The sequence below is a fragment of the Streptomyces sp. NPDC058008 genome (assembly GCF_042886395.1).
Classification (GTDB): domain Bacteria; phylum Actinomycetota; class Actinomycetes; order Streptomycetales; family Streptomycetaceae; genus Streptomyces.
Window position 1 is genome coordinate 20,463 of sequence record NZ_JBHVQX010000022.1, and the last position, 15,731, is coordinate 36,193.

General features: G+C 72.5%; 13 protein-coding genes. 5 read left to right on the plus strand and 8 right to left on the minus strand.

Translation table 11 applies throughout. The annotated features are described in order from the left end of the window. Positions 1-78 precede the first annotated feature (78 nt). The 4 genes from ACFVS9_RS22415 to ACFVS9_RS22430 form a co-directional block, all read right to left on the minus strand. Positions 79-1,116: a ketoacyl-ACP synthase III family protein gene (locus ACFVS9_RS22415; protein ID WP_389934930.1), complete on the minus strand. Its 1,038-nt coding sequence runs from the start codon at positions 1,114-1,116 to the stop codon at positions 79-81. Between the two features lie 26 nt (positions 1,117-1,142). Further along, a complete protein-coding gene (gene cimA, locus ACFVS9_RS22420; protein ID WP_383118986.1) occupies positions 1,143-2,765 on the minus strand; it encodes a citramalate synthase in 1,623 nt (540 codons plus the stop codon). A 191-nt stretch (positions 2,766-2,956) separates the two neighbouring features. Continuing rightward, positions 2,957-4,726, minus strand: coding sequence for an MFS transporter (locus ACFVS9_RS22425; RefSeq protein ID WP_383118100.1), 1,770 nt, complete (start codon positions 4,724-4,726; stop codon positions 2,957-2,959). Positions 4,727-4,824: 98 nt separating this feature from the next. Next, a complete protein-coding gene (locus ACFVS9_RS22430; protein WP_389934791.1) occupies positions 4,825-5,871 on the minus strand; it encodes a CaiB/BaiF CoA transferase family protein in 1,047 nt (348 codons plus the stop codon). A 182-nt stretch (positions 5,872-6,053) separates the two neighbouring features. Here ACFVS9_RS22430 and ACFVS9_RS22435 point away from each other — a divergent pair, with 182 nt between their 5' ends. From ACFVS9_RS22435 to ACFVS9_RS22455, 5 genes are all read left to right on the plus strand, one after another. Then, complete coding sequence (locus tag ACFVS9_RS22435) at positions 6,054-7,280, plus strand: cytochrome P450 (RefSeq protein WP_383118102.1); 1,227 nt, start codon at positions 6,054-6,056, stop codon at positions 7,278-7,280. A 76-nt stretch (positions 7,281-7,356) separates the two neighbouring features. Continuing rightward, complete coding sequence (locus tag ACFVS9_RS22440; protein WP_389934794.1) at positions 7,357-8,478, plus strand: epoxide hydrolase family protein; 1,122 nt, start codon at positions 7,357-7,359, stop codon at positions 8,476-8,478. A gap of 32 nt (positions 8,479-8,510) precedes the next feature. After that, positions 8,511-9,755: a cytochrome P450 gene (locus ACFVS9_RS22445; protein WP_383118104.1), complete on the plus strand. Its 1,245-nt coding sequence runs from the start codon at positions 8,511-8,513 to the stop codon at positions 9,753-9,755. After that, on the plus strand, positions 9,752-10,774 hold the full coding sequence (locus ACFVS9_RS22450; RefSeq protein ID WP_389934798.1) for a zinc-binding dehydrogenase: 1,023 nt from the start codon (positions 9,752-9,754) through the stop codon (positions 10,772-10,774). Before ACFVS9_RS22445 ends, ACFVS9_RS22450 begins: the two co-directional genes overlap by 4 nt. An 88-nt stretch (positions 10,775-10,862) precedes the next feature. Beyond that, positions 10,863-11,969 carry a winged helix DNA-binding domain-containing protein gene (locus ACFVS9_RS22455; protein ID WP_383119069.1) on the plus strand — a complete coding sequence of 369 codons (1,107 nt, stop codon included), beginning with the start codon at positions 10,863-10,865 and terminating at the stop codon, positions 11,967-11,969. 60 nt (positions 11,970-12,029) lie between these two features. Here ACFVS9_RS22455 and ACFVS9_RS22460 read toward each other — a convergent pair whose 3' ends face one another. The 4 genes from ACFVS9_RS22460 to ACFVS9_RS22475 form a co-directional block, all read right to left on the minus strand. Continuing rightward, the gene (locus tag ACFVS9_RS22460; RefSeq protein WP_383119048.1) at positions 12,030-13,073 is read right to left on the minus strand and encodes a ketoacyl-ACP synthase III family protein; all 1,044 of its coding nucleotides are present in this window, start codon (positions 13,071-13,073) and stop codon (positions 12,030-12,032) included. Positions 13,074-13,086: 13 nt separating this feature from the next. Continuing rightward, positions 13,087-13,314: an acyl carrier protein gene (locus ACFVS9_RS22465; protein ID WP_383119047.1), complete on the minus strand. Its 228-nt coding sequence runs from the start codon at positions 13,312-13,314 to the stop codon at positions 13,087-13,089. Between the two features lie 59 nt (positions 13,315-13,373). After that, positions 13,374-14,573 carry an NAD(P)/FAD-dependent oxidoreductase gene (locus ACFVS9_RS22470; protein WP_383119046.1) on the minus strand — a complete coding sequence of 400 codons (1,200 nt, stop codon included), beginning with the start codon at positions 14,571-14,573 and terminating at the stop codon, positions 13,374-13,376. Between the two features lie 124 nt (positions 14,574-14,697). Continuing rightward, a complete protein-coding gene (locus ACFVS9_RS22475; RefSeq protein WP_389934803.1) occupies positions 14,698-15,543 on the minus strand; it encodes an NAD(P)H-binding protein in 846 nt (281 codons plus the stop codon). Positions 15,544-15,731: the final 188 nt, after the last annotated feature.

Here is a 15,731-nt window from a genome sequence, read left to right on the forward strand (position 1 = left end):
CGACAGTCCGCGGCAAGGCGGATCACAAGGCTGACATGAAGTGCTCAAGCGGAACTGGAGAACCGGTGGACCCGCCGCCTAGGCGGCGGCGGCCCAGCCGGGTCGTTCGAGGATGTCCAGGACGGCGCAGCCCCAGCTGTATCCGGCGCCGACGCTGACCAGGACGCACCGGTCGCCGGGCGCCGCCCGGCCGGAGACCATCAGGTGGTCCAGGCCGGCGAACTGGTCGCCCGCGCCGAGGTGTCCGACCGTGCGGCTGAACTCCCAGGTGGTGCGGGCGGGATCGATGCCGAACGGCTTGTAGTAGATGGAGTTCAGGCGGCGTCGGCCGAAATGCGGCAGCACCACCCAGTCGGCCTCGCCGAGTTCGCTGCCGGCGTCGGCCAGGGCCTGCTTGATGACCGTCTGCTGGCCGCTGTGGGCGCGGGTGATGGCGTAGGAGATCCCGGCGCGGCCGACGAAGGACCGCTTCGCGGCCTCGAAGTCCACGGGCATGCGGTGGCCGAACGGTGCCGTGGTGAAGGGGTCGTCGCCGCGGTGCAGCGGTTCCAGCTCGGGGTCGGCGTGCAGGGCGAGCGAGACCAGCCGGGCGAAGCCGCCGCGCCGGGAGAGCACGAGCGAGGTGGCCCCGTCGGCGTACGGGGTGCCGGGGTCGGTGTTCCAGCGGTCGATGCCGGGGGCGCAGAACCGGTCGGCCGTGGTGAGCAGGGCGTCGCCGTGCCCGTGGCCCGCGGCGAGGTAGGCGGTGGCCAGGTCGAGGGCGGCGAGGCCGCCGTTGGACATCTGCCGGATCTCGATCGCCTGGCAGGTGTTGCCCAGTGCCTCGCGCTGGATGTAGGAGGCGACGGGCCACAGGTCCTGGCCCTGGTGGTAGGTGTCCGCGTGCAGCAGCAGGCCGACCTCGCCGCCGTGGGTGCCGGCCCGCTCCAGGGCGGTCCGCGCGGCGGTCGCGGCCATCTCGGCGGCCGACTCGTGGGGCGAGTACGCCACCGAGTCCATGTCGGCGCCCGCCGCCACCCGGGGCGGGCACGCCCCGGAGGCGACCGCGTCGGCCACCGGGATGCGGGAGGGAAGCCGTGTGGAGGTCCCCCGTATGTAGACGTCTTCCAGACGCACTGTCACTCCAAGGAAGGTCGGGACTCTCAGCTCGTCGCGGCGGCGAGCGGCGGGGTGTCGTGGACCAGGCCGGGCGGTCCGTCGAGCAGGACGTAGTGGACGGCGTCCAGGAGCGCCTGCCAGCTGGCCGCGGTGGTGTTGCCGTCCACGCCGACGGTGCCCCAGCGCCGCTCCCCGTCGCGGTAGGAGATGAGCACCCGGGCGGCGGCGCCGCTGCCGGTCTCGCCGCTGAGCACCCGCACCCGGTAGTCGATCAGTTCGAGCCTGGCCAGGGCCGGGAAGCAGGGGTCGAGTGCGGTGTGCAGCGCGGTGTCGAGCGCGTTGACGGGACCGTTGCCGTGCCCGGTCGCGGTGACGCTGCGGCCCTGCACGAGGAGCCGTACGGCGGCCTCGGTGCGGACCTCGCCGCCGAGCGCCCCGGACACCCCCACGGACCAGGACTCGACCTCGAAGGGGCGGGGGGCGGGGCCGCCGGTGAGCTCCTCGCGCAGCAGCAGCTCGAACGAGGCGTCGGCGGACTCGAAGCTGTAGCCGCTGTTCTCCAGGTCCTTCACCCGGGTCGCGGCGCGGGCCACCTCGTCGGAGCCCGCTTCCAGGTCGTACCCCAGCTCGCGCGCCTTGAGCTCGATCGACGAGCGTCCGCCCATGTCGGAGACGAGGGTGCGCATGCTGTTGCCGACCAGCTCGGGGGTGGTGTGCTGGTAGAGGTCGGGGTCGACCCGCAGGGCGGAGGCGTGCAGTCCGGCCTTGTGGGTGAAGGCGGAGCCGCCGATGTACGGCGCGGCCGGGTCGCCCGCCACCTGGGTCAGTTCGGTGACGGCCCGGCCGGTGGCGGCCAGGTCCCTCAGCTTCTCCAGCGGTACGACCTCGCGGCCCCGCTTGAGCACCAGGTTCGCGATGACGGTGAACAGGTCGGCGTTGCCGCACCGTTCGCCGTAGCCGTGCGCGGTGCCCTGCGCCTGGACGGCCCCGGCGTCCACCGCGGCCATGGTGTTGGCGACGGCGCAGCCGGTGTCGTTGTGGCAGTGGATGCCGAGCTGGACCCCGGTCAGGGCGAGGGTCTCGGCGACGACGGCCCGTACCTCGTCGGGCAGCGAGCCGCCGTTGGTGTCGCACAGGACGACGGTCTCGGCGCCGGCCTCCGCGGCGGCGCGGACCACGGCCAGCGCGTACTCGCGGTTGAGCTGGTAGCCGTCGAAGTAGTGCTCGGCGTCGACGAACACCCGTCGGCCGGCGTGCACCAGGTGGCGCACCGTCCCGCTGATCATGGAGAGGTTCTCGGCGAGCGTGGTGCGCAGCGCGTGGCGCACATGTCCGGTGTGGCTCTTGGCGACCAGGGTCACCACCGGGGTCTCCGCCGCCAGCAGGGCCCCCACCTGCGGGTCCAGGGGGGCGGGTACGCCGGGCCTGCGGGTGGCGCCGAACGCGGCGAGCACGGCGTGCTTCAGGTCGAGTTCGGTGCGGGCGCGGCGGAAGAACTCGGTGTCCTTGGGCACGGCCCCGGGCCAGCCCCCCTCGATGAAGCCCACCCCGAGGTCGTCGAGCCGCCGTGCGACGGCGAGCTTGTCCTCGACCGTCAGCACCATGCCTTCCTGCTGAGTGCCGTCACGCAGGGTCGTGTCGTAGAGCTGGAAGCTCTGCTCGGCCATCGCCCCTCCCTTGTCGTGTGTGCGCCGGCGCCGGCCGGCTGCTGTCGGGATACTCCCCCCACGGTCCGGCGGGGGGCCGGAGAAAGGCTGGAGCGGTGATGGACCGGGCACACGACGGTGCGGCGGGAGCGGGCGGCCGGGGCCGTCCGCTCCCGCCGCACCATGAGCGGGTGTAGCGGGGTGGTGCGCGGTCAGGTGGCCGGTGCCGCCTCGGTGGCCTTGCCGGGCTCGTCCTCGTCCTCGGGGGCTTCCAGCCTCATCTGCCGCGGGATCGCGAACATCAGGAGGAAGGCGAGGGCGATGATCCCGCCGAAGACCCACAGGGTGGTCTGAAGGCTTCCGGCGAAGGAGGTGCCGGTGGCGTCCTTGGAGTAGCCGGCCAGGACCGGGGCCGCCTGCTGGTTGCGGAGCGCGGGCACGGTGCAGCTCTCCGGGACGACGGACGGGTCCTTCTCGTCCACCCGGTCGACCGCGCAGGTGCGGTACGCCGCGACGGTGGCGTCCGCGTCGCCCGGGGTGAGCTGGGCGGTGGCGACGAGGTCCTTGCGCAGCGCGGCGGCCTGGTCGTCGATCGCGGTGCCCGTGTTGCCCACGAGTCCGGCGAAGAAGACGACGCTGACCAGGGCGCCGCCGACGGCGAAGCCGAGCTGGGCGTTGGTGTGGACGATGCCGGAGGCGGAGCCGGCGTCCTTCTGCGGCACCTCGGAGATCACGATCTGCGGCAGCGGCGCCGCGATGAGGCCGAAGCCGAGGCCGACCAGGAGCATCGGCACCACGAGCTGCCAGGAGCTGATGCCGCTGCCGTACTCGCCGGCCGCCCACAGGAAGCTGAGGGCTCCGGCCGCGGCGACGACCGCGCCGCTCTGCAGGACCTTGCGGCCGAACTTGGGCACCAGGACGACCATGGCCGCCGAGGAGGTGAGGAAGGCACCGATGCAGAACGGGAGGCTGGTGAGGCCCGCCCGCATCGGCGACCAGCCGAGGCCGACCTGCATGTAGACGGTCCAGCCGATGTTGAACATGCCCATGCCGATGTAGAAGGCCAGGTTGACGCCGAGCCCGGAGGAGAAGCTGCGGATGCGGAAGAGCGCCAGCTCCACGAGCGGTGAGTTGTCCAGGCGGGTCTTCTTCTTCTGCCACAGGATGAAGGCGGCGAGCACCGGCACCGACGCGGCCATCGACACGAAGCCGCCGACCGGCCAGCCCATCTCGCGGCCCTGGAGCAGCGGGAAGATCAGCAGGAGCAGGCCGGCGGTGGCCAGGACGACGCCCCTGACGTCGAGCTTCAGGGCGTGCGGCGCCTTGGACTCCCGCAGCACGCGCGGGGCGTAGATCATGCCGAGGATGCCGACGGGGATGTTGATGAGGAAGATCAGGCGCCAGTCGAGGCCGAAGAGGTCCCACTCGGCCAGCGGCCCGCCCGCGCCCATGCCGACCGCCGCGGCCAGACCGGAGACGCCGCCGTACATGGCGAAGGCGCCGGCCCGCTCCTTGGCGGAGAAGGTGACGTGGATGATGGCGAGGATCTGCGGGACCATGATGCCGGCGAAGGCGCCCTGGACCATGCGGGACGCGACGAGCTGCCAGGGCTCCTGCGCGATTCCCGCGCCCAGCGAGGCGACGGTGAAGCCGACGACGCCGAGGAGGAACATCCGCTTGCGGCCGTAGATGTCGCCCAGCCGGCCGCCGAGGATCAGCAGCAGCGCGAAGCTGAGCTGGTAGCCGACCAGCACCCACTGGATGACGGAGTATCCGCCGCCGATGCCGTGCTGGATGGCCGGGGCGGCCACGTTGGCGATGGTGCCGTCGAGCATGTCCATGAAGGCGGCGACGAGCAGCACCAGGAGGGCCATCCAGCGCTTCGGGTCCGGCAGCGCCGCTCCGGTCGGCGTCTCCGCGGCCGGTTCGTCCCTCGCCACCTCCGTCCCCCTGGACGAAGCCTGCTCGGAGGAAATAGCCATGGTGTACCTCTCAGATCTTGGTGGGACCGGGGTAGTCCTTGGGGGGTTCCGCACGTGACCGGACAGCCTTGGACCATCGGAGCGCAGGATGCCCGGTGTCAGTGGAATTCCGCTGGAGTGCGGCTGAACCGTGGGGCCACGGTGGCGGGGCCGCTTCCGCGTGCCTGGTGGTGCGGGTGGGATGCCGCCTCCGCCGCGCTCAGCACCGGCGTGACGCACGCCTCGGTGCCGTCGAACAGCCGTGCCCAGTGGTCCCGGCCGCCGGCCATGAAGCGGGTGGCGAACTCCCGCCGCAGCAGGGGCCAGTTGTGCGGGTCGTCCCGGTCGGGCAGGGCCGCGCCGTCCAGGCCGAGCCCGTGCAGCAGCGCGGCGTAGAAGCGTTCCTCCAGGGCGCCGACGGCGACGTACCCGCCGTCGGCGCACGCGTAGCAGGTGTAGAAGGGCGCTCCGCCGTCCAGCAGGTTCACCCCGCGCTCGTGCCGCCACCGGCCGGCCGCCGCCATGCCGACCAGCATGCCGAGCATCGCCCCGGCGCCGTCGACGACCGCGGCGTCGACGACCTGGCCCCGGCCGGTCCGCTGCCGTTCGTGGAGGGCCGCGAGGACGCCCGCGACCAGGAACATCGAGCCGCCCGCGAAGTCCCCCAGGAAGTTCACCGGGACGACGGGCGGCCCGCCGGCCTCGCCGATCGCGAACAGGGCGCCGCTGAGCGCCAGGTAGTTGATGTCGTGTCCGGGGGTCCTGGCGAGCGGGCCCTCCTGCCCCCAGCCCGTCATGCGGGCGTAGACCAGGCCGGGGTTGCGCTCCAGGCACACCCCGGGGCCGATGCCGAGCCGCTCGGCCACGCCCGGCCGGAAGCCCTCGACGAGGATGTCGGAGCTCTCCAGGAGGTCCAGGAGTTCCGCGACGTCGTCCGGGCTCTTCAGGTCCAGTGCGATGCGGTGGCGTCCCCGGTCCAGGACCCGGTGCCACTCCTCGAAGGAGCGGCGCCCGTCGGCCCGGTCGACCCGGATCACCTCGGCGCCGAGGTCGGCCAGCACCATGCAGGCGAAGGGCGCCGGCCCGATCGCCGCCAGTTCGACCACCCTCAGCCCGCTCAGGGGCCCGGTCCGCGCGGACCGGCCCTCACTCGCTGCAATGCCCATCCCGGGAGGCTAGGGAGCCGGTCCTGAGGCCCGCTCGAACCGCGCTGGGGCGCCGCTCGCGCCCCGGCGCGCGGGCTCCAGCTGTGCCCGAGCGGGCGCTGGCACCGTGCACCGGGAACTTCGTGCCGTCAGATCCCTGACGTCCTTCATGAGGAACGATTCCCCACGAGGAAGGATCCCCTGTGACCACCAGTGCTACGGAGCCGGGCACCGCCGAGGCGGAGACCAGCACCTTCCCCTACAAACGGCAGTGCCCCTTCACTCCCCCGGCGGAGTACGCGGAGATCGTCGAGAAGGACGTCTCCCAGGTCACGCTGACCGGTTCGGGCCTGCGCATCTGGACGATCGCCGGCTACGAGACGATCCGGCAGCTGCTGACCGACCCCCGCGTCAGCGCCTCGCGGCGGCACGACAACTTCCCGTTCTACTTCATCGCCCCGCCGGAGTACCGCACGGAGACGTCCTTCATCGGCTACGACGGGAAGGCGCACAGCGACACCCGCCGCAAGGCCGCCCTGACGTTCACCAGCCGGCAGGTGCGCAGGCTGCGGCCCCGGATCGAGGAGATCGTCGACGACCACCTCGACAAGCTGCTGGCGATGGAGCCCGGGGTGGACTTCCACCACGCGTTCTCGCTGCCGGTGCCGATGACCGTCATCTGCGAGCTGCTCGGCATCCCGCAGGACCGGCACGAGTTCTTCATCAAGCACGGCACGGCACTGCTCGGCGGGCACAGCACGACCGAGGAGCGCCAGGCCGCGATCGTCGAGGTCAACGCCTATGTCAGCGACCTCATCCAGCTGAAGAAGCGCGAGCCGGGGGAGGACCTGCTCAGCCGCGCGATGGCCGACTACGAGGCGTCCGGCGAGGAGTACACCGACCGCGACCTGTTCAACATGGTCCGCCTCCTGATGAACGGCGGCCACGAGACCACGGCGAGCCAGATCTCGCTCGGCACGGCCTGCCTGCTGGAGAACCCCGACCAGCTCGAACTCCTCCTGAACGACCCCTCGCTGGTCAAGCCGGCCGTCGAGGAGCTGGTGCGGTTCGCGACGATCGGCGACACCGCGGTGCCCCGGGTCGCCCTGGAGGACATCGAGATCGGCGGCGTCACCATCCGCAAGGGCGACGGCATCCTCTGCCTCGGCCTCGCCGCCAACCGGGACCCCGAGGTGTTCCCCGAGCCGGAGAAGCTCGACATCACCCGCGGCAGCCGCAAGCACCTGGGCTTCGGCCACGGCGTGCACCACTGCATCGGCGCCGACCTCGCACGCCTCGAACTGGAGATCGTGTGGAGCAAGCTGTTCCAGCGCATTCCGACGCTGCGGCTGGCCAAGCCCTTCCTGGAGATACCCCGGAAGGAGGGCGCGGTGATCTACGGGCTGTGGGAGCTGCCGGTGGCGTGGTGAGGTCCAGCCGTGCTCGAGCAGCCGTCCGTAGGGTGCCGAGGCACCACGCCCCGGCCGCAGTCCAGGAGGAAGACGTATGAGCACCGCACCCACGCCCTTCCGCGCCGGGTTCCCCGACGCGGACCTCGCCGACCTCGGCGAGCGGCTGTCCCGGACCCGGTGGCCGGACAAGGAGACCGTCGGTGACTGGTCGCAGGGTGTGCCGCTGGCGTATCTCCAGGAGCTCGCCGCGTACTGGCGGGACACCTACGACTGGCGGGCGGCCGAGGCGCGGCTGAACGCCCTGCCCCAGTTCCGCACCGAGATCGACGGCCTCGGCATCCACTTCCTGCACGTGCGCTCGCCCCACCCGCGGGCGCGGCCCCTGCTGCTCAGCCACGGCTGGCCCGGATCCGTCATCGAGTTCCTGGACGTCATCGGCCCGCTGACCGACCCCGAGGACCCGGCGGACGCCTTCCACGTCGTCTGCCCGTCGCTGCCCGGCTTCGGCTTCAGCGACAAGCCGGACGGGACGGGCTGGACGGTGGAGCGCACCGCCGCCGCCTGGGCGGAGCTGATGAGCCGGCTCGGGTACGGGCGTTACGCGGCGCACGGCACCGACTGGGGGTCCTTCCTCACCGGGATCCTGGGCGAGACCGACGCGGAGCACCTGATCGGCATCCACCTGGCGATGCCCTTCGCCCGGCCTCCGCAGGAGCAGGTGGAGCTGGACGAGAGGGACCTGGCCGGACTCGCCGCGCTCAAGGAGTTCCAGCGCGACGAGGGCGCGTACTCGGTGCTGCAGGCCACCCGTCCGCAGACCCTCGGGTACGGCCTCTCGGACTCGCCCGCCGGCCAGCTGGCCTGGATGATCGAGAAGTACTGGGCCTGGAGCGACCACGACGGCGACGTCGAGAAGGCCATCCCGCGCGACCGGCTGCTGGACGCCGTGACCCTCGCCTGGCTGGCCGGGACCGGCGCCTCCTCCGCCCGGATCTACTGGGAGAGCCACAACAAGATGGCTCTGGGCCGGGTCGACGTGCCCACGGCCTGCTCCGTCTTCCCCCGGGACGGCCGGATGCCGCGCGCCTGGTGCGCGCACCGCTTCACCGACCTGCGCCGGTGGACCGACCACGAGCACGGCGGGCACTTCCCCGCGCTGGAGCAGCCGGAGCTGCTCGTCGCCGAGCTGCGCTCCTTCTTCCGCACCCTGACCTGAGACCCGCGACCTGCCGTCTGGAGGCACTGCCCATGACCGCCCGAACGACCGGGGTGAGCGAAGGCCTGCCCGAATTCCCCTTCCCGGGTACGAGTTACCGGGGCCCCGACCCGATCTTCACGCGGCTGCGCGCCGAACGGCCCGTCGTGCGGGTGCGGTGGAGCGGAGGCGGTCATGCCTGGCTGGTGACCCGCCACGACGACATCAGGGCGGTACTGGACGACACCCGCTTCAGCCGGGCCGCGTCCTACGCGCCGGAGGCCCCCTCGTTCAGCGGGCTGTTCCAGGCCCCGCCCGGAATGATCATCTCGCTCGACCCGCCGGACCACACCAGGCTGCGCGTCCTGGCCGAGCAGGCGTTCTCGCCGGAGCGGATCCAGGGGATGCGGCCCCGGGTGCGCGAGCTGGCCGGCCGGCTGCTGGACACGCTGGACAAGGAGCCGGACGGCGCCCCGGTGGACCTGGTCGAGGGCTTCGCGGCCCCGCTGGCCATGGCCGTGATCTGTGAACTGCTGGGTGTGCCGGAGCAGGACAGGGACCAGTTCCTCACCTGGGTACGCCAGTTCGCCGACGTCTCGGGCCCCGAGGAGCTGGCCGTCGAGGGGCGCGAGAACCTCGGTGCGTACATCGCCGGTCTGGTGGCGGGCAAGCAGGCGCAGCCCTCCGACGACGTCCTCTCCGCCCTGATCACCGCCCGCGACGGCGAGGACCGGCTCGGCTTCGAGGAGCTGGTCGGGCTCGGCTACACCCTGCTGGGCGGCGGTTTCGACTCGGCCGCCGGACAGATCTCCAACTTCGCGCTGACACTGCTGGACCGCCACACCGATGTCTGGCGGCGGCTCGGGGAGCACCCCGAGGAGGTTCCCGAGGCGCTGGAGGAACTCCTGCGCACGGTCAACCTGACCGGCAACGACACCTCGGGGCTGCCGAGGATCGCCACCGAGGACGTGGAGATCGGCGGCGCCGTCATCCCGGCCGGGGACGCGGTGTTCCTCTCCTTCGCCTCGGCCAACCGCGACGCGTCGGTGTTCGCCGACCCGGACACCGCCGACTTCCGCCGGACCTCCAACCCCCACCTCGCCTTCGGCTACGGCATCCACCACTGCCTGGGTGCGCCGCTGGCCCGGGTGGAGCTCGCCGTCGCCCTGGAGGAGCTGACCGCCCGCTACCCCGACGCGCGGCTGGCCGTGCCGGAGGGCGAGCTGCTCTGGAGGGCCGGCGACGTGAACCACAACCTGGTCAGCCTCCCCGTCCACCTGAGAAGGAGCACCACATGAGCAGCGTCGAGCTTCCCGCCGTCAGCAGGGAGGTCCGTCTGGCGGCCTACCCCCGCGGCGAGGTGACCCTGGACCACTTCGAGTTCGGCGAGTCGGAGCTGTCCGCGCCGGCCGAGGGCGAGGTCGTCGTACGCAACGACTGGATGACCCTGGGCTCGGTGGCCCGCGACCAGATGAACCCGGACACCACGCTGCCGATCCCGGTCTTCCAGCCGGGCGTGGCCATGTGGGGCCGCACCGTCGGCACGGTGGTCGCCTCGAACAGCCCCGCCCTCGCCGTCGGCGATCTCGTGGAGCACTTCTCCGGCTGGCGTGACTACGCCGCCGGCGACGCCCACGGGTTCTTCAAGCGGGACCGCTCGCTGCTGCCGGGCCCGGAGTACTTCCTGTCCCAGGGCCCGACGGCCTGGCACGGCATGGTCGGCACCGCCGCGGTGGCCGAGGGCGACACGGTGTTCGTGTCGGGCGCCACCAACGGTGTCGGGGCCCTGGCCGGGCAGATAGCGAAGCTGCGGGGCGCGAAGCGCGTCATCGGCAGCACCGGCTCCAAGGAGAAGATCGACTTCCTCGTGGAGGAGCTCGGCTTCGACGCCGCGTTCGACTACCACGAGGGGCCGGTCGCCGAGCAGCTCGCCGAACTGGCCCCCGACGGGCTCGACGTGGTCTTCGACAACGTGGGCGGCGAGCAGTTCGAGGCCGCGGTCCAGGTCGCGGCCCGCGGTGCCCGGTTCGCGCTGTGCGGGGTCCTGTCCGGCCAGCACGGCACGGGTGACGGCGGCAGCCCCCGGCTGCCCCTGATGTCCGCCATCACCAAGGACCTGACGCTGCGCGGCTTCGCGACGCTGCACACGCCCGACCAGATCGAGGACTGGAACGACCGGTTCGGCGCCTGGCTGCGCGAGGAGCGCATCGTCTTCCCGCACACGGTCGTCGAGGGCGGGGTCGCGGCGCTGCCGGAGGCCTTCGTGTCCCTGCTCGGCCGGAAGTACAGCGGCACGGTGCTGGTCAGGATGAGCTGAGACCGGCAGGTGTGCTGCGGTGGTGCCCCGGGGCGCGTGTCCCGGGGCACCACCGTCTTTTCATGAACGACGAGGAAAGGATCCGGTCATGGTGACAGGAGACCCGAACGTGCTGGACCGGCGTGCGCTCAACCGGGGCCTGCTGGCCCGTCAGCTGCTCCTGGAGCGCTCCGCCCTGCCGGCCGTGGAGGCGGTGGGGCATCTGGTGGGGATGCAGGCCCAGGCACCCAACCCGCCCTACATCGGCCTGTGGACCCGGCTGGCGGGGTTCCGCATCGAGGACCTGGCGGACCGGGTCGGCGACCGGGGGGTGGTCAGGCTGGTCCTGATGCGGGGCACGATCCACCTGGTCACCGCGCGGGACTGCCTGGCGCTGCGGCCGGTGCTCCAGGCCTCCCTGGAGCAGGGCCTGAAGGGCACCTTCGGCCGGAAGCTGGCGGGGCTGGACACCGCGGAGGTGGCGGCGCTGGGCCGTGAGCTGGTCGAGAAGGAGCCGCTCACCCTGGGCGGCCTCGGCACCCGGCTCGCCGAACGCTGGCCGGACCGGGACCCGTTCGCCCTGGCCAACGCCGTACGCAATCTCGTGCCGCTGGTGCAGGTGCCGCCGCGCGGTCTGTGGGGCGAGAGCGGGCAGGCGGTGCACACGACGGCGGAGTCCTGGCTCGGCGGGCGGCTCGCTGAGGGCACCTCGCCGGACGCCATGGTCGAGCGGTACCTCGCGGCCTTCGGGCCCGCCACCGTGAAGGACATCCAGACCTGGTCCGGGATGACCAGGCTGGCCGAGTCGGTGGGCCGGCTCAGGCCCCGGCTGCGCAGCTTCCGCGACGAGAACGGACAGGAGCTGCTCGACCTCCTCGACGCGCCTCTGCCCGACCCCGGGACACCCGTTCCGGTGCGCTTCCTGCCGGAGTTCGACAACATCCTGCTCTCGCACGCCGACCGCGGCCGCATCCTCACCGAGGAGCAGCGCCGGCTCGTCTTCACCCGCAACGGCCTGATCAGGTCGACGTTCCTGGTGGACGGCTTCGTGCGCGGGCTGTGGCGGATCGAGCAGAAGCGCCGGGCGGCGACCCTGGTGATCGAGCCGTTCGCCCCGCTGGGCACGAAGGACCGCGACGCGCTCGCGGAGGAGGGGAGCGCCCTCCTCGCCTTCGCGGCGGCCTCGGCCACCACGCGCGACATCCGCTTCGGCTGACGGCGCACGGCGGCGGGGGAGGCACCGGAAGCCCGGTACCTCCCCCGCCGTCGTGGGGCGTCAGTTCGGCCACTCCGGGGTGTCGAGGATCTCCAGGACCGTCGTCGTCCAGACGTAGCCGGCGCCGGCGGCCTGGAGGACCACCACGTCCCCGGGCCTGGCCTCGCCGCTCTCCATGACCCGGTTCAGGCCGAGCACCGGGTCGGCGGTGCCGACCATGCCGGTGCCCAGGCCCCACTCGTGCGTCGTCCTGTCCCGGTCGACGCCCAGCAGGCCGTACAGCCCGTGGGTGACGATCGACAGGGCGAGGTTCTGGTGGAGGAAGTACCGCACGTCGGGCAGTTCCACCTCGGCCTCGTGCAGGGCCTGCTTCATCGAGAGCTGCACACTGGCGGAGATCTTCTCGATCGCGTCGTCGAAGTCCATGTCCTCGGCGAGCAGGTAGTCCGACTTGCGCTCGCTGACGCCGACCGGGCCCCCGCCGGAGAACGGCGCGTCCGTCCAGCCGGCCCCGCTGCGGCCCATCGGCTCCAGCGAAGGGTCCGCGTGCGAGAAGGTTGCACGGACCCGGGCGAAGCCCCCGCGGGCGGACAGGACGAGGGCCGCGGCGCCGTCGCCGTCGACGTTCTGCTCGTCCGAGCCCCAGCGGTCGATGTAGGGCATCCGGAAGGCGTCGCCGCCGGTGATGAGCGCCGCGGTGACGTCGGGCCGGGAGGTGACGTACGAGGAGGCGACCTCGAAGGCCGCCAGCATGCCGTTGCAGCCCTGCTTGATCTCGAACGCCGGTCCGCTGCCGCCGACCGTCTCGCGCTGCACGAAGCTCGCGGGCGTCCAGAAGTCGAGCCCCTGGTGTCCGATGTAGCTGTGCAGGACCAGCCCGAACTCGTCGTGCCCGTGTCCGGACCTGGCCACCGCCCGGCGCCCGGCCACGGCGGCCATGGTGGGGCCGGTCTCGTCGTCGGCGGCCACGTGGACCGAGCGGAAGCCGTTCAGCGCCCGCTTCTGCTCGGTGTACCGGCCCGCGGCTATCGCCTCCTCGGCGGTCTCGATCCGCTCCGGCAGGTACGCGCCCACACCGGCGACGTACAGGTTGTTCCAGCGCATGTCAGTCTCTCCTTCAGGAGGCGTGGAGGTACGCCGCGAGGGTCGCGGGGGTGGGCGCCTGGTAGATGCGGCGCACCGGGACCCGGATCCCGAACGCCTCCTGGACGCGCCGGGTCAGTTTGGACGCCAGGAGGGAGTGCCCGCCCAGGTCGAAGAAGCTGTCCCCCCCGTCGATGTCGGGCATGCCGAGAACTTCGCCGAACAGCAGGCAGAGCTCCCTCTCCCACTCCGTCACGGTCACTGGTGCCTCCGTTGTCCTGGGTGTCGGTCGGTGGCCCCGGTCCCGGGGCGCGGTCGCGGTCATGCCGCTGAGGTTTCGAGCCGGCTGTGCAGTTCCTCGTCGTACAGCTCGTCGACGGACATGCCGCCCGCCGCCACGGCGAAGTAGCGCTCCGTCAGCTCCGGGGAGTCCTGGACCATGCGGAGCATCGCCAGCCGGTCGGGGGTGACCTCCAGGCGGCTCACGAACAGGGTGTTGCGGTAGCCCTCGAAGAGCTCGTCCTGGAGCTCCTCGGCGTACCGGGCCAGGCCCGCCGCGAGGCGTGCCGGGTCGTCCAGTACGCCGGTGACCGAGGCGGCCAGCAGATCGGCCTGGAGGAAGGCGTCGCTGATGCCGCGCGCGGTGATCGAGTCCTTGTGGTGCGCGGCGTCGCCGACGAGCGCCCAGCCGGGGCCGGCCGGTGCGCGGAAGTAGTTCTGCTGGTCCCCGGTGCCGCGCAGCCGCTCGACGCGTTCGCCGCCGTCCGCGGCACGCGCGTAAAGGTCGGGCGCGGTGGTGCGGATGTTCTCCAGGTAGTGGTCGAGCGCGTCGCCGCGCACCCGGTTGAACTCCGCCTGCGGGAAGTACGCGGCGATCAGGGTGGCGTCGTCGTTGGTCGGGATCGCCCCGATCCAGCGGCCGGGCCGTTCGTACAGCTCGAAGCCGGAGCTGATGCCCTGCCAGTAGGTGAAGTAGATGCAGGACATCAGCGGGTCCTTGACCGTGTACGGGGCGTCGACGGCCCTGGCCACCGCCGAGCGCATCCCGTCGGCGCCCACCACGAGGCGGGCCCGCTCCTCGACCGGTCTGCCGTCCGCCGCCCGGCACTTGACCCCGACGACCCGGTCGCCGTCGAAGACGAGCCCGGACACCGAGCAGCCGTCCCGGAACTCCGCCCCGGCGGCCACGGCCGCCTCGACCAGGATCTGGTCCAGCAGGTAGCGGCGCGGTGCGTACGCCGCCGACTGCCCCTCGTGGGGGACGGTGCCGCCGTCCAGCCTGACGTCCTCGACCTGGTAGACCGTCCGCTCCAGCGCCGGGCAGCCGGTGGCGCGTACGGCGTCCAGCACCCCCCAGCGGGCGAGCCGGGCGATGCCGGGCTGGTGGATGTAGTGCGTGGAGAGCGTGTCGCTGGGGAACCGCGCCCGGTCGACGAGCAGCACCCGATGGCCCGCCCGCGCCAGGAGCAGAGCGGAGGCGGCACCCGCGACGCGAGCCCCCACCACGATGACGTCGTACATTCCGGACCTCCAAGTCACGGACATGCCCCTCGGTTCGCCGGCGGGCCGGGCGCACGACGCCCGGCCCGCCGGCTTAGGAGCAATCTGAGGGCACCTTCGCAGCCTCTTCTAGAGACCCGCTCGATCAGTCCTGGGCGGCGAAGGCGCCGAGGTTCTCCCCGGCCCACTGCCGGAACGTCCGCCCCGGCCTGCCCGTGAGGTCCTCCACGGTGCCGGTGGTCCCGGCCGGCTTCCCGACCGCGGCCGCCCACTGGGTGAGCAGCGAGGTCAGGACCGGCTCGGGCACGAACCGGCCCATCCGCTCGACGGCCTCGTCCCGGGTGAGCTCGCGCACCGGGACCTCGCGGCCGAGGAGTTCGCCGAGGACGGCGAGCTGCTCCCGGAAGGTCAGCGACTCCGGCCCCGTGAGGGTGAGGGTGCGCCCGAGGTGTGCCTCGCCGGCCAGGGCGGCCACGGCCACGTCGGCGATGTCGTCCTCGTGGACGGGCGCGGTGTGGGCGTCCGCGTACGGCAGCTCCACGGGCTTCCCCGTTCGGATGGCGTCGCTCCACCCGAACGCGTTGCCGGCGAAGGCGCCGGGCCGCAGGACGGTGCCCGGCAGCGCGGACGCCAGGAGCGCGTCCTCGACCGCCGCGTGGTGCTGGGCCAGGGGGTCGGACGCGGCGTCCTGGCCGCCGACCGTCGACGAGGACAGCAGGACGACGTGCCGGACACCGGCCTCGGCCGCGGCGGCGAAGAACTCCTTGGCACCGTCGGACTCGGCGTACAGGAACACCTTGTCCACCCCTCGCAGGGCGGCCTCGAAGGTGTCGGGACCGTTCAGGTCCAGCCGGGCGGTGTCCACCCCGGCCGGAACGCTCAGTTCCGCGGGTGTGCGGCCGGACGCGCGCAGGGGGTGGCCCGCGGCGTGGAGACGCTCCAGGACGCGGCGTCCGACGTTGCCGCGTGCCCCGGTTACGAGAATGGTCACAGTGGAACTCCCATCGATTGCGGTACCGGCCCGGGTGGTGGGGTGGCCGACGGGGAATCCCGTCGGCCCTGAGGGGCCGTCCGGCTGCTCACAGCCGTAAGTCCCTATGCGGAGCCGGTGATTCAGTGAAACGGGTCCCGCTCGCGCGCGCCTCGACCCGCGCGGGGGGAGGGCCGGTTCCACCGGCA

Coding starts and splice junctions, on each gene's coding strand:
- ACFVS9_RS22470 (WP_383119046.1), bottom strand. CDS start 14,573: ATGTACGACGTCATCGTGGTGGGGGCTCGCGTCGCGGGTGCCGCCTCC.
- ACFVS9_RS22425 (WP_383118100.1), bottom strand. CDS start 4,726: ATGGCTATTTCCTCCGAGCAGGCTTCGTCCAGGGGGACGGAGGTGGCG.
- ACFVS9_RS22455 (WP_383119069.1), top strand. CDS start 10,863: ATGGTGACAGGAGACCCGAACGTGCTGGACCGGCGTGCGCTCAACCGG.
- ACFVS9_RS22430 (WP_389934791.1), bottom strand. CDS start 5,871: ATGGGCATTGCAGCGAGTGAGGGCCGGTCCGCGCGGACCGGGCCCCTG.
- ACFVS9_RS22445 (WP_383118104.1), top strand. CDS start 8,511: ATGACCGCCCGAACGACCGGGGTGAGCGAAGGCCTGCCCGAATTCCCC.
- ACFVS9_RS22460 (WP_383119048.1), bottom strand. CDS start 13,073: ATGCGCTGGAACAACCTGTACGTCGCCGGTGTGGGCGCGTACCTGCCG.
- cimA (WP_383118986.1), bottom strand. CDS start 2,765: ATGGCCGAGCAGAGCTTCCAGCTCTACGACACGACCCTGCGTGACGGC.
- ACFVS9_RS22440 (WP_389934794.1), top strand. CDS start 7,357: ATGAGCACCGCACCCACGCCCTTCCGCGCCGGGTTCCCCGACGCGGAC.
- ACFVS9_RS22450 (WP_389934798.1), top strand. CDS start 9,752: ATGAGCAGCGTCGAGCTTCCCGCCGTCAGCAGGGAGGTCCGTCTGGCG.